General features: G+C 39.3%; 15 protein-coding genes. 14 read left to right on the top strand and 1 reads right to left on the bottom strand.

Annotated features, from left to right (window positions below; translation table 11 throughout):
• The first annotated feature begins 313 nt into the window (after positions 1-313).
• The 12 genes from KI375_RS23895 to rsmI all read left to right on the top strand — a co-directional run bounded on the left by KI375_RS23895 (position 314) and on the right by rsmI (position 8,776).
• A complete protein-coding gene (locus tag KI375_RS23895) occupies positions 314-523 on the top strand; it encodes a YaaL family protein (protein ID WP_212975892.1) in 210 nt (69 codons plus the stop codon).
• Positions 524-654: 131 nt separating this feature from the next.
• Positions 655-918, top strand: a complete 264-nt coding sequence (locus tag KI375_RS23890) for a pro-sigmaK processing inhibitor BofA family protein (RefSeq protein WP_212975891.1) — start codon at positions 655-657, stop codon at positions 916-918.
• 262 nt (positions 919-1,180) lie between these two features.
• Complete coding sequence (locus KI375_RS23885; RefSeq protein WP_158323735.1) at positions 1,181-1,354, top strand: sigma factor G inhibitor Gin; 174 nt, start codon at positions 1,181-1,183, stop codon at positions 1,352-1,354.
• Positions 1,355-1,432: 78 nt separating this feature from the next.
• Positions 1,433-2,851, top strand: a complete 1,419-nt coding sequence (locus KI375_RS23880) for an aminotransferase class I/II-fold pyridoxal phosphate-dependent enzyme (RefSeq protein WP_212975890.1) — start codon at positions 1,433-1,435, stop codon at positions 2,849-2,851.
• 88 nt (positions 2,852-2,939) lie between these two features.
• Positions 2,940-3,575, top strand: coding sequence for a dTMP kinase (gene tmk, locus KI375_RS23875; RefSeq protein WP_212975889.1), 636 nt, complete (start codon positions 2,940-2,942; stop codon positions 3,573-3,575).
• A 94-nt stretch (positions 3,576-3,669) separates the two neighbouring features.
• On the top strand, positions 3,670-3,999 hold the full coding sequence (locus KI375_RS23870) for a cyclic-di-AMP receptor (protein WP_057987735.1): 330 nt from the start codon (positions 3,670-3,672) through the stop codon (positions 3,997-3,999).
• Positions 4,000-4,442: 443 nt separating this feature from the next.
• Complete coding sequence (gene holB / locus KI375_RS23865) at positions 4,443-5,444, top strand: DNA polymerase III subunit delta' (protein WP_212975888.1); 1,002 nt, start codon at positions 4,443-4,445, stop codon at positions 5,442-5,444.
• On the top strand, positions 5,437-6,261 hold the full coding sequence (locus KI375_RS23860; protein ID WP_212975887.1) for a PSP1 domain-containing protein: 825 nt from the start codon (positions 5,437-5,439) through the stop codon (positions 6,259-6,261). The genes holB and KI375_RS23860 overlap by 8 nt, the downstream gene beginning before the upstream one ends.
• 15 nt (positions 6,262-6,276) lie before the next feature.
• Positions 6,277-6,642, top strand: coding sequence for a DNA replication initiation control protein YabA (gene yabA, locus KI375_RS23855; RefSeq protein ID WP_212975886.1), 366 nt, complete (start codon positions 6,277-6,279; stop codon positions 6,640-6,642).
• A 260-nt stretch (positions 6,643-6,902) separates the two neighbouring features.
• Positions 6,903-7,646, top strand: a complete 744-nt coding sequence (locus tag KI375_RS23850) for a tRNA1(Val) (adenine(37)-N6)-methyltransferase (protein ID WP_212975885.1) — start codon at positions 6,903-6,905, stop codon at positions 7,644-7,646.
• Positions 7,633-7,935 (top strand): GIY-YIG nuclease family protein, encoded by a 303-nt coding sequence (locus tag KI375_RS23845; RefSeq protein ID WP_212975884.1) that lies wholly within the window; start codon positions 7,633-7,635, stop codon positions 7,933-7,935. Before KI375_RS23850 ends, KI375_RS23845 begins: the two co-directional genes overlap by 14 nt.
• Positions 7,928-8,776: a 16S rRNA (cytidine(1402)-2'-O)-methyltransferase gene (gene rsmI / locus KI375_RS23840; RefSeq protein ID WP_212975883.1), complete on the top strand. Its 849-nt coding sequence runs from the start codon at positions 7,928-7,930 to the stop codon at positions 8,774-8,776. The genes KI375_RS23845 and rsmI overlap by 8 nt, the downstream gene beginning before the upstream one ends.
• A gap of 286 nt (positions 8,777-9,062) precedes the next feature.
• Here rsmI and KI375_RS23835 read toward each other — a convergent pair whose 3' ends face one another.
• Positions 9,063-9,341, bottom strand: a complete 279-nt coding sequence (locus tag KI375_RS23835) for a transition state genes transcriptional regulator AbrB (protein WP_280528682.1) — start codon at positions 9,339-9,341, stop codon at positions 9,063-9,065.
• A gap of 357 nt (positions 9,342-9,698) precedes the next feature.
• Here KI375_RS23835 and metG point away from each other — a divergent pair, with 357 nt between their 5' ends.
• Together metG and KI375_RS23825 are read left to right on the top strand one after the other, a co-directional pair.
• Positions 9,699-11,702 carry a methionine--tRNA ligase gene (gene metG, locus KI375_RS23830; protein WP_212975881.1) on the top strand — a complete coding sequence of 668 codons (2,004 nt, stop codon included), beginning with the start codon at positions 9,699-9,701 and terminating at the stop codon, positions 11,700-11,702.
• A 175-nt stretch (positions 11,703-11,877) separates the two neighbouring features.
• Positions 11,878-12,645 (top strand): TatD family hydrolase, encoded by a 768-nt coding sequence (locus KI375_RS23825; protein ID WP_212975880.1) that lies wholly within the window; start codon positions 11,878-11,880, stop codon positions 12,643-12,645.
• Positions 12,646-12,807: the final 162 nt, after the last annotated feature.

Raw genomic sequence — 12,807 nt, 5'->3', positions numbered from 1 at the left:
TCGAGGTCAAATAACCCTGAACCTATGAAGGGAAAAAGCCCCTTCCTAGGTTCCGGAACATTTGCTTGTCGGGGCTGATCAAGGCGCTTGCGCTTTTGTTACAGGATAGGAAAGTATAAATTTTGGCTAATGCTGGATCTAGCTCCAGCGCCCAGCGACTAGCAAACTTTCGGTGCCTTCCTACGATAAGTCAACATCGGCTCATTCTTCGCCGTGTTTCCTTTATCTCGTCAGGCCCCTAAAAAGTTTGTACGTCGCTAAACGGGCGCTTGCGCTTTTGTTCTAAAGGACTCATTTTTAGAGGTGGCGTACAATGTTTCAAAAGGAAAAGCTTCGGAAGGAATATGACCAAAAACTGATTGAGCTAATGGAAAGCTCAAAGAAGGATTGGATGTACTTTTCTCAATTAGAAGAGATGAGCTATGAGTATGATGAAGAACTACATCGGCTAGCTCTTCTCGCAAAATCAAAGTATTTTTTTCTATTCCAAGAAGCTAAAATAAGAAAAATCTCCATAAGATAATGGTTTAATAATAGGGATACACTATTTATAGGGGATGCTCATATTACAGTTTTCTTGAATAGCTTTTCATCGTTCTTTTTGGACAAACCTTACATATAATAATGGAAAGGATTGATTCCAGGGGGGAAAAGATGAGTCCAATCATAGTCATATCCATTATTGCTGGAGTGATACTTCTGCTTGTAGTAGTGGGATTGCCAACAAAGGTCTTTCGCTGGATGGGCCTATCGTTGATGAAACTTCTGATCGGGGCGTTATTTTTATTTTTTCTTAACGCCATTGGCAACCAATTTGGTTTAGCAGTTCCCATTAATTTCATTACATCTGCTATATCCGGCTTTCTAGGTTTGCCGGGAGTTGCTGCCCTAGCCATTATTCAGCTATGGATCTTTTGAAAAGTCCGTTTCAAGGGGAACGGACTTTTTGTTGTTAAAAAATGCTAAAATAAAGGATTGCTATTGCTTGTCCTATGATTGGGGACCTATCTCAAACCCTATGCTTATCCGCTTCTGTGCAGAATATTCCTATTTTATTTGTGGATGTACAGACACACGAAATGTTTTTGCCGCATATTAATAATTGTAATTGGATTAATGTTAGAAATTGTGTATACAAATAAGAAAAAGTGGCAAAACTAAATGCTACGGAGGTGGAGAAGTGGAAAAGTGTATTGTTTGTGAAAAACCTCAGAAGCATGGGATTCATTTATATACATCGTTTATTTGTACAGATTGCGAGAAAGCTATGGTACAGACGAGTACCCAAGATCCAACGTATCAATTTTATATTAAACAATTAAAAGTGATTAAAGAAAATAAGATTTATTCTTAAACCAGGGACAGGGGAGTGCCTGGTTTTTGTGTGCTTATGCATAGTATAATGAGGGAAAATAGAAGTGAGGTATAATTGGTGAACCAAGATCAACTGCCACTGTATGAACGATTGCTACAACACAAACAAAATAGGCCAATTTCATTTCATGTCCCAGGACATAAAAATGGTATTTTGTATGAAGGGATCGATTCAGCCTTTGCCCAGATTGCCCAATTAGATGTAACTGAATTAAAAGGTTTAGATGATTTGCATGCTCCTGAAGGAGTGATTGCAAAAGCCCAAAGGTTATTAACAGATTTGTATCAATCTAACCAAAGTTATTTTCTAGTAAATGGGACGACAGTTGGCAACTTAGCTATGATTCTAGCTTGCTGCCAAGCGGGAGATTATGTGTTAGTACAGCGTCATTGTCATCAATCGATTTTACATGGATTACAATTAGCCAAGCTCAATCCAATTTTTATTGCGTCAACAGTAAGGGAGGATGGAGAAATACAGCTCATGGTGGACACAGTGCAAAGGGCTTTTCAACAGTATCCATCCATTCGGGCTTGTATTTTTACTTATCCCGATTATTATGGACAGACATTTAACCTTCAAGCAATGACCGAAATGGCTCATCAAAATAATGCGCTTGTTTTAGTCGATGAAGCTCATGGAGCTCATTTTTGTTTAGGAGAACCATTTCCTTCATCCTCCCTTCGACTAGGGGCTGATCTTGTTGTTCATTCAGCCCATAAAACCTTACCGGCTTTTACAATGGGTTCGTATTTACATATTAATAGCGATCATGTGCCGGTCAAAAAGGTAGAAAGATATTTAAAGATGCTTCAATCTAGTAGTCCGTCCTATTTAGTTATGGCCTCTTTAGATCTAGCTCGTCATTATGTATCCCATTTTTCCAAAGAGGATGTATATTATACCCAACAAAAGAATCAAGATTTTATAAAAAAATTAAAGCAACTTTCAGGTATTCAAGTAATCGTAAGCGACGATCCTCTCAAATTGATGGTTCGTCACACTACTTTTTCTGGATATGAATTACAAACTAAATTTGAACAAGTCGGAGTATATCCTGAACTAGCAGATCCACAACAGATTCTACTTATTTTACCTTTATTGAAAACTGGGATGGTATATCCCTATGATCAAGCGCTACAACAATTACAAAGTTTATCTTGGACAGGTGGACAAGCACAAAACCAGCCCAAGCAAAATATACTGTGGCAAGAAAGCATAATGATCACAACGTTAGCCCTTTCTTATGAAGAAATGGAAAATTTGGAGGAAGAATGGGTAGAAATAGATGCGTCTGTTGGGAGAGTGGCATCACAGATGATTACGCCTTACCCTCCGGGAATCCCCCTTATTATGTTAGGAGAAAAAATAACGCGGACTCATGTTGAGCAACTAAAGAAGCTGATGAAATTTGGAGCAAGATTTCAAGGAGAGATGGATGCTCTTCGGAATGGGAAGTTAGCTGTTTTTCATTAATGGGTATCAGAGGAGTCTAGAGACATTGGTTTTAAAACGGTTGCTGACAATGCTATAATAGTAGAAGAGAAAGCTTTTGGAGGTCATTATGCACGGGATATTTATTACAACTGAGGGTCCAGAAGGGGCAGGAAAAACAACTGTCATCCAAAAGATAGCCCAGGAATTAGAAGCAAGAGGATTGGATGTTGTTTTAACAAGGGAGCCTGGAGGAATTCCCATAGCAGAGCGAATTCGCGAGATTATATTGGATCCAGAAAATCTTACAATGGATCCTAGAACAGAAGCCTTATTGTATGCAGCAGCAAGACGACAGCATTTAGTAGAAAAAGTAATACCAGCTCTTCAACGTGGGGCCATAGTGCTGTGTGATCGTTTTATAGACAGTTCACTTGCTTATCAGGGATATGCAAGAGGGATAGGAATGGACGAAATTTTATCGATTAATCAATTCGCCATTCAAGAGCTGATGCCAGATCAAACCATTTATTTTGATATAGAGCCTGAGATTGGTTTAAAAAGGATTGAAACCAACAAAGGACGAGAAATAAATCGGCTTGATCTAGAAAAATTGGATTTTCATCGAATGGTGAGGCAAGGCTATAAACAACTATTACAGCGATTCCCCGGAAGAATCAAGGAAATAGATGCTTCTCAATCGAAAGAACAGGTATTTCTCCAAACTATGGAATTGGTGGAGAAGCTCATTAAAGCGAATGGCTAGTTGTTTTCAAATTATTCTTTAAAATATTTTTATTAGCTAACAGGATCGTGATATACTAGAGATAGTATAATAATGAATGAAGGGGTGCATGCCGATGAAATTAATTATGGCTGTTGTACAAGACCAGGATAGCAATCGATTAATGAGTGCTTTAGTAGATAATAATTTTAGATCCACAAAATTGGCAACAACAGGCGGCTTTTTAAAATCGGGGAACACTACATTCATGATTGGTGTAGAAGATGTAAGAGTTAATAAATGTTTACAAATTATTCGGGATAACTGTAAATCACGGGATCAATTAATGGCACCGATCTCCCCAATGGGAGGAAATGCAGATTCTTATATCCCTTACCCAGTAGAAGTCTCTGTAGGCGGAGCGACCGTATTCGTCCTACCAATCGACCAATTCCATCAGTTCTAAAGAGCTGTAGCTAGACAAAGAAAAGCGGAGGCGCCTGTCCAGCGACGTACAAATTTAAAGGCTTCTGACGAGATAAAGGAAACACGATGAACCCTAAAGGGTGAATCGATGTTGACTTAACGTAGGAAGAAGGCGTAAATTTGCTAGTCGCTAGGCGCCGGAGCTGGACAAAGAAAAGCGCAGGGCGGTTGGTTAGGGGCGACAAGCAAATGTTCTGTAACCGAAGAAGGTTGATTTTTCCCTTCATCGGTTACAGGTTATTAATAAGAGGAACATCGACTAAAATCGCGCCGTCCTGGCGCAACGCCGATGGACTCGCCTCCTGCGAGCCTCTCATCCCTACCGCCTGCAGCTAGACAAGGTGCTCGAAATAAAAAAGAACGGCTGAGTGCCGACAGTAGTCACCATGCCGTTCTGACCCGAAGTACAAGTGAGTGGATAAAATGAACTGGCAAGATTTTGAACAAGAACAGCCCGTAGCGGCAAAGGTTTTAAAAAGTGGGATTGAGAAAAATCGTGTTGCCCATGCTTATTTATTCGAAGGGGAGCATGGGACAGGCAAGCGGGCAGCAAGTATGCTGGTCGCTCAAAGCCTTTTTTGTACGGAACTTGAGAATGGCCTCATTCCATGTGAACAATGTGTAAATTGCAAAAGAATTTTGAATGGGAATCATCCTGATGTTCATATCGTTGAACCGGATGGTTTGTCCATTAAAATAGATCAAATTCGTTCGTTGCGAGCGGAATTTAATAAAACAGGATTAGAATCGAAAAAGAAATTTTATATCATTATAGATGCAGAGAAAATGACAAATTCGGCGGCTAATAGTTTATTAAAATTTTTAGAAGAACCACATGTGCAAACAACGGCTATTCTTTTAACAGAACAGTCTCAGCAAATGTTGCCGACAATTATTTCTCGTTGCCAAACGATTACCTTTCAATCACTTCCTGCTAATGTGGTGGTGGAAAAGTTGATATCTTTAGGGGTTCATCCTACGAAAGCCCCTCTATTATCAGCAATGACAAATCAGGTACAGGAAGCTCTTGACCTTGATCATGATGATTGGTTTGCACAAGCACGAAATATAGTGTTAAAATTATATGAGGTCCTGAAGCAGAATCCGTTATATGCGATGACGTCCTTACAAAATGAATGGAACGGTCATTTTAAGGAGCGGGCACAAATGGATATGGGACTGGATCTATTATTATTTATCTACAAGGATATACTGTATATACAATTGGGGAAAGAAGAGCAATTGATCTATCCTGATCAACAGAAAAAGTTGGCGGGAGATGCTTTGCAAACTTCTGCGGGGAGACTGTCTGAACAAATGATGGCAATATTGGAAGCGAAACAAATGCTACAGGCAAATATGAATCCTCAGCTGTTAATGGAACAGTTGGTGTTAAAATTGCAGGGGGGACCTTCTTTTGTATAATGTGATTGGTGTCCGGTTTAAAAAGGCCGGTAAAATATATTATTTCGACCCAGGGGATTTCTCGATTACGAAAGATAATTATGTGATCGTTGAGACAACTCGAGGAGTTGAATTTGGCAAGGCTGTCACCGAACCGAAGCAGGTAAGTGAACATGATGTTGTATTGCCTTTAAAAAAGGTGATCCGGCTTGCAAACCAAAAGGATCAAATGAGTGTGGAAGAAAATAGGCTGGAAGCAGAAGAGGCCCATCAAATTTGTTCCGACAAAATCGAAGAGCATCGCTTAGCGATGAAACTAGTGGATGTTGAATTCACATTTGATCGTAATAAGGTGATTTTTTACTTTACAGCCGACGGTAGAATCGATTTTCGTGACCTCGTAAAGGATTTAGCGGCTATTTTTAAAACAAGAATAGAGCTGAGACAAATTGGTGTTCGTGATGAGGCGAAAATGTTAGGCGGCATTGGGCCATGTGGTCGAATGCTATGTTGTTCAACCTTTTTGGGAGATTTTGAACCCGTTTCTATAAAAATGGCCAAGGACCAAAACCTCTCTTTAAATCCATCAAAAATATCTGGTCTTTGTGGTAGATTGATGTGCTGTTTGAAATATGAAAACGATGAATATGAAGCAGCTAAAGCTGAATTGCCCGATATTGGTGAAACCATTAAAACTCCGGATGGACCTGGAAAAGTTACAGGATTAAATATGTTAGAACGTTTAATTCAGATTGATTTGTTTGGCCAGGAAAGACAATTGGAGTATACATTGGAAGAAGTTAAGAAGGGCTCATCATCTATCCCGGCCACGGAATAATTGGGGTGAGAATGTATGGATAAAAAGGAGTTATTTGACTCAGTCAGTAGCATGGAAATGCAGATTGGGGAGTTATACCAGCAACTAGGAGAACTCAAACAATATTTAGCTCATTTAATTGAAGAAAACCATGCCTTAAAAATAGAGAACGACCATTTGCGAAAGCATATGGAGGGGGAAACCCAAAAAGTCTCCAACCCCGAAGAATCTGGAGAAAAGCCGGGAAAAACGGTATATGATAAAATAACCGAGATCGGCGAGGGGTATGATAACCTCGCTAGAATCTATCAAGAAGGCTTCCATATTTGCAACATTCACTTTGGTAGTCCCCGCCGGGATGAAGATTGTTTATTTTGCTTATCTTTCTTAAATAAAAAATAATAGGCCATCTATATGTCCGAGCCCTCCTCCTTTGTGGGGAGGGCTCTTTTAAAAGATAGGAAAGTAGAAAAATTGTCTTTGCTGGATCTAGCTCCAGCGCCCAACGACTAGCAAACTTTCGGTGCCTTCCTACGATAAGTCAACATCGATTCGCCCTCTAGGCTCATCGTGTTTCCTTTATCTCGTCAGGCCCCTAAAAAGTTTGTACGTCGCTAAACGGGCGCTTCCGCTTTTCAATAATTATGGAGGAAAGAACGATCATGGTTGAATTATTCGAGGATGAACGATTAGATTATTTGTTAGCAGAAGAATTGCAGATTATCCAGAGTCCTTCTGTTTTTGCCTTTTCGCTTGATGCTGTTTTGCTTGCTAACTTTACCTATTTGCCAATTCAAAAAGGGAAAATTATCGACTTATGTAGTGGGAATGGGGTGATCCCTCTCTTACTAATTAATCGGACCAAGGCGGAAATAATGGGTGTTGAGATTCAAGAACGATTATACAATATGGCGAAGAGAAGTATGATATTGAATCAATTGGATAATAAAATTAAAATGATTCATGGAGATTTGAAGGACATGCCTTCTCGATTAGGTGCTAATCAGTTTGATCTTGTTACTTGTAATCCTCCCTATTTTTCATCGAAATCCCCCGAGATACAGAATCAAAATGAACATTTAGCGATTGCTAGACATGAACTTTATTGTACTTTAGAGGATGTTGTTAAAAGTAGCAGCCAGCTCCTTAAACAAGGAGGCAAAGTTTCTTTTGTTCACCGACCTGAAAGATTAATGGATTTATTTATGCATATGCGAAACTACCGTCTTGAGCCGAAAAGACTTCGATTTGTTTATCCTAAAGAAGGGAAAGAAGCAAATACGATTTTAGTTGAAGGGATAAAAGATGGACGTCCCGGCCTTAAAGTTCTCTCCCCTCTATTTGTATATAATCAACAAAATGAATATAACGAAGAAGTGAGAGCCATGTTATATGGAAATAAATAACCATTATTTTTACGTATTAGAATGTCGAGATGGTTCTTATTATGGTGGATATACGATTAACCCTGAACGGAGAGTAGAACAACATAATAGTGGCAAGGGAGCTAAATATACGCGAGCAAGAAGACCTGTAAAAATGATCTACTCGGCGGAATATGAGCAAAAAAGTGCAGCAATGCGTGCAGAGTATGCTTTTAAGCAATTAACACGTAAACAGAAGGAAAAGTTTTTAATGGAAATGAGTGATAAGGGGTTTGCAGATACAGAAGAGTTTTTCAAAAGGAATGAATAATGGAATTTTATATCTAGTCCCTACCCCAATTGGTAATCTGGAAGATATGACCTTTCGTGCAATTCGTATTTTAAAGGAAGTAGATTTAATTGCAGCCGAGGATACCCGGAATACGAAAAAGTTATGCCATTATTATGAGATTTCTACGGGATTAGTCAGTTATCATGAACATAATAAGGAAGCTAGTGGGAGAGAATTAATAAAAAAGCTGGAGGCTGGTCATACTCTCGCTTTGGTGAGTGATGCTGGCACACCTTGCATATCTGATCCTGGTTATGAACTTGTGAAACAAGCAATTCAAGCTCAAATACCAGTGGTCCCTTTGCCTGGTGCCAACGCTGCAGTTACGGCTTTGATTGCTTCTGGAATCACACCACAGCCGTTTTACTTCTATGGCTTTTTGCCAAGGGGGAAAAAGGAAAAAAGAGCTGAATTGGAGATTTTGCTTAAGCAAGAAGCTACTGTTATTTTCTACGAGGCTCCCCATCGTTTAAAAGAAACATTGAAACAAATGAAAGAGGTCTTTGGAACTCGTCATATTGTTCTGTGCCGGGAGCTGACAAAAAAGTTTGAGGAATTTCTAAGGGGTTCCATAGAGGAAGCCATTGAATGGACAGAGAAACAAGAAGTTCGTGGTGAATTTTGCTTAATTATTGAGCCGGATGAGGTAAAGGAGCAAGAAATAGAGGAACGATGGTGGAGCGCAATGGATATGCAAAATCATGTGCAATACTATATAGATGAGAAAGGTCTTTCTTCAAAGGAGGCAATCAAACTGACCGCAAAGGACAGACAAATGCCGAAACGCGAAGTCTATCAAGCCTATCATGTTGAGAGGTAAGGGGCATTCCGTAGAAGAGTCCAAAAAAAGACACCCCCTGAAATAAAGCAAGTGGTGTCTTCCTCAGTTTCCTTGTTTTAAAAGGTAAGAAAGTATAAATTTCGGCTAATGCTTGATCTAGCTTCAGGCGCCATCGGCTCGAGGCTCGCAGGAGCGAGTCCATCGGCGTTGCGCCAGGACGGCGCGAACTTAGCCGATGTTCTGCATGATAACCTGAGACAAAGAACGCCTTTCTTTGTCTCAGAACATTTGCTTGTCGCCGATAAGCGGGCGCCTTGCGCTTTTCTTATTTGCAGAAGGTATTTTGGATATCCTTAACTAATTGCTCTGCTCCTTCAGGACTCAGAATAAGTTTCCCGTTAGCAAAGCTTTTGTTTTCATCTGAAACGGTACCTGTGATTTCACAGGCCATACTGGGTTTGTACTTTTTTAAAATAATACGATCAGTATCTACATAGATTTCGAGCGAATCTCTAATATCAATGTCTAAATTACGGCGGAGTTCAATTGGAATCACGACACGCCCAAGCTCATCGACCTTTCGAACAATACCTGTAGATTTCATGCTCATTCCCCCTGAAAGGCATAGATCAATTATAAAATTCGGGACTTTTCTACTTTTTAATAGGTAAAAATGTTACTTTTATCATACCAACTATCCTTTGTATAGTCAATAAGCTAGGAGAATAGGATGAGGAATTTTCGAAAGTTGCGAAAAAGGTCTTTTTCACGTATATTTTGGAGATAGAAAAGGTTATGATGCAAAAAAGATGGTTTAAGTATAACGAGGGTAAATCAAGATTTAGAGGGCGTTTTTATCCACGTTGCAGCAAACTGATCAATGCGGAAGTGGATAAGAATCGATCAAGGTGTGTCATCATAGGAAATCGTGACATAAGTCGAATTTCCTGTTTTTAGACATATGTACCTTTTTAAAAAAACGTTGGAGGCGACTAAAGTGGGAGAAAAGGCAAATACATTTTATATTACCACCCCTATTTATTATCCAAGCGGGAATTTACATATAGGCCATGCATACACAACGGTGGCTGGGGATGCCATGGCTCGCTATAAAAGATTGCGTGGCTATGATGTTATGTATTTGACGGGAACGGATGAACATGGGCAAAAGATTCAACGTAAGGCAAAGGAATTAGGTCTTACACCACAGGAATATGTAGATGGCATTGTGAAAGGAATCAAAGAATTGTGGGAGAAGCTGGATATTTCCTATGATGACTTTATTCGTACAACTGAAACACGCCATAAAGAAGTAGTGGAAAAGATATTTCAAAAATTGCTTGATCAGGATGATATTTATCTTGATGTATATGAGGGCTGGTATTGTACCCCATGTGAATCCTTTTTTACGGAGCGCCAATTGGATCATGGAAATTGCCCAGATTGTGGGCGACCGGTTGAAAAGGTAAAAGAAGAATCGTATTTCTTTAAAATGAGTAAATATGTCGATCGACTATTAGCATTTTATGAAGAAAATCCTGATTTTATCCAACCTGATTCTCGTAAAAATGAAATGATTAATAATTTTATTAAACCAGGGCTAGAAGATTTGGCTGTTTCCCGTACAACATTTGACTGGGGAGTGAAAGTACCTGGAGATCCGAAACATGTCATCTATGTTTGGATTGATGCATTAACGAATTATATTACCGCTCTTGGCTATGGAACGGAAGACGATACGAAATATCAAAAGTACTGGCCTGCAGATGTTCATCTTGTCGGAAAAGAGATTGTTCGTTTTCATACAATTTATTGGCCAATTATGCTGATGGCTCTAGATTTGCCACTACCTAAGAAGGTTTTTGCTCATGGTTGGCTATTGATGAAAGATGGAAAAATGTCTAAATCGAAAGGGAATGTAGTTGATCCCGTTACATTAATTGATCGCTACGGTTTAGATGCTTTACGCTACTACTTATTAAGAGAAGTGCCATTTGGAGCAGACGGGGTGTTCACACCTGAAGGGTTTGTAGAACGAATTAATTTTGACTTGGCCAATGATCTTGGAAATTTATTAAATCGTACGATCGCGATGATCAATAAATATTTTGATGGAGTGATTCCAGCTTATCAAGGTTCGGTCACACCATTTGATGACAGCCTGCGAGTGGCAAATGAAACAACGGTGCAAAAATATGATGAAGCAATGGAAAAAATGGAGTTTTCGATTGCCTTATCTTCCGTTTGGCAGTTGATTAGCCGTACCAATAAATATATTGATGAAACAGAACCATGGAAACTGGCTAAGGCGGAAGAGAAGAGAGATGAATTAGCGAGTGTAATGGTCCATTTGGCCGATACATTAAGAAGAGTAGCGATATTGTTAAAGCCATTCTTAACAAAAACGCCTGAAAAGATTTTAAGCCAGTTAAATGTAATGACCGACGATCTAACGTCGTGGGAGAGTTTAGTGAATTTTGGTCAAATACCAGAAGGCGTAACGGTTGTGAAAAAGGGTGAACCGATTTTCCCTCGTTTAGATATGGAAGAGGAAATTAGCTTTATTAAAGAGAAGATGCAAGGTGATACCGCGCCAACCGAGCAAAAGGAAGAAGAGAATGAGGAAGAAGTACAACATCTACCAGAAATCACGATAGATGATTTTAAAAAGGTTGAATTGCGGGTAGCAGAAGTAACAGCATGTGAGCCTGTAAAAAAGGCAAATAAATTATTAAAGCTACAACTTGATCTGGGTTACGAAACTCGTCAAGTTGTATCAGGAATTGCAGAACATTACAAACCTGAAGAATTAGTAGGTAGAAAGGTAATCGTTGTGGCAAACCTGAAACCAGTGAAATTACGAGGTGAATTATCACAGGGGATGATTTTGGCAGGAGAGAAAAATGGAAAATTGGCGCTTGCTTCAGTGGCTGATTCACTTGAAAAAGGCGCAATTGTAAACTAAATGTAATATTATGTTCATAGAGAGAAAGCTTAGAGACACAATAACATAGAGAGCAATGGGCAAAAAACGTATTTTTCTCCATAACTCTCTATGTTCTTTTTTGTAATGTAAATGTTAATCAATTGATATAAATGTTATAAGATTTTGGAGTATACTCTATAAAGGAGTTTTAGTCATGTTATTTGATACACATTGTCATGTAAATGATGAACAGTTTGCGGAAGACTTTGAAGCAACCATGGAAAGAGCGAATGCTGCAGGTGTTCAATATATGGTTGTAGTCGGGTTTGATCGCCCGACGATTGAGAAAGCACTTGATATTGTTGATCGATATGATCATGTTTATGCAAGTGTTGGCTGGCATCCTGTTGATGCTATAGATATGCAAGAAGAAGATCTTCTTTGGCTAGAAGAGGTTGCAGCACATCCAAAGGTTGTTGCACTTGGAGAAATGGGCTTGGACTACCACTGGGATAAGTCCCCAAAGGAAGTTCAGAAGGAAGTATTTCGTAAGCAAATTACATTGGCAAAGAAATTACATTTGCCGATCATTATTCATAACCGAGAAGCCACAGAAGATATTATTTCCATTTTAAGAGAAGAAGAAGCAGAACAAGTGGGCGGAATTATGCATTGTTTTAGTGGAAGCCCAGAGACTGCCGAAGAATGTTTGGCGATGAACTTTTACATTTCTCTTGGTGGGCCCGTTACGTTTAAAAACGCAAAGAAGCCTAAAGATGTAGCAGTACGAGTGCCAATGGATCGTTTATTGGTGGAAACGGATTGTCCATACTTGGCTCCTCACCCTTATAGAGGGAAAAGAAATGAGCCTGCCTATGTAAAGTTAGTAGCAGAGCAAATTGCGGAATTAAAAGGTTTGAGTTTACAAGAGGTTGCGCAACAAACAACTAACAATGCAAAAAGAGTGTTCGGCATTGATTGATAAAAAATGATAAAAAGAAATAATAGAGACCAACAAGCTGTTGGCTAGTACGGCGTGAACTTTAGTGGATGTTTTGCTTAATAAATTGAGTCAAAGAAGGGTAAAAGGGCGCTTTTCTTTGTCTCAAGGCATTTGCTAGTTGCCGATAGGGGGCACCTTGTG

The organism is Bacillus sp. J14TS2, assembly GCF_018333015.1.
Lineage (GTDB): Bacteria > Bacillota > Bacilli > Bacillales > Bacillaceae_C > Lederbergia.
Note: the sequence above shows the minus strand (reverse complement) of the source record. Positions and strands in the feature narration are given on the sequence as shown.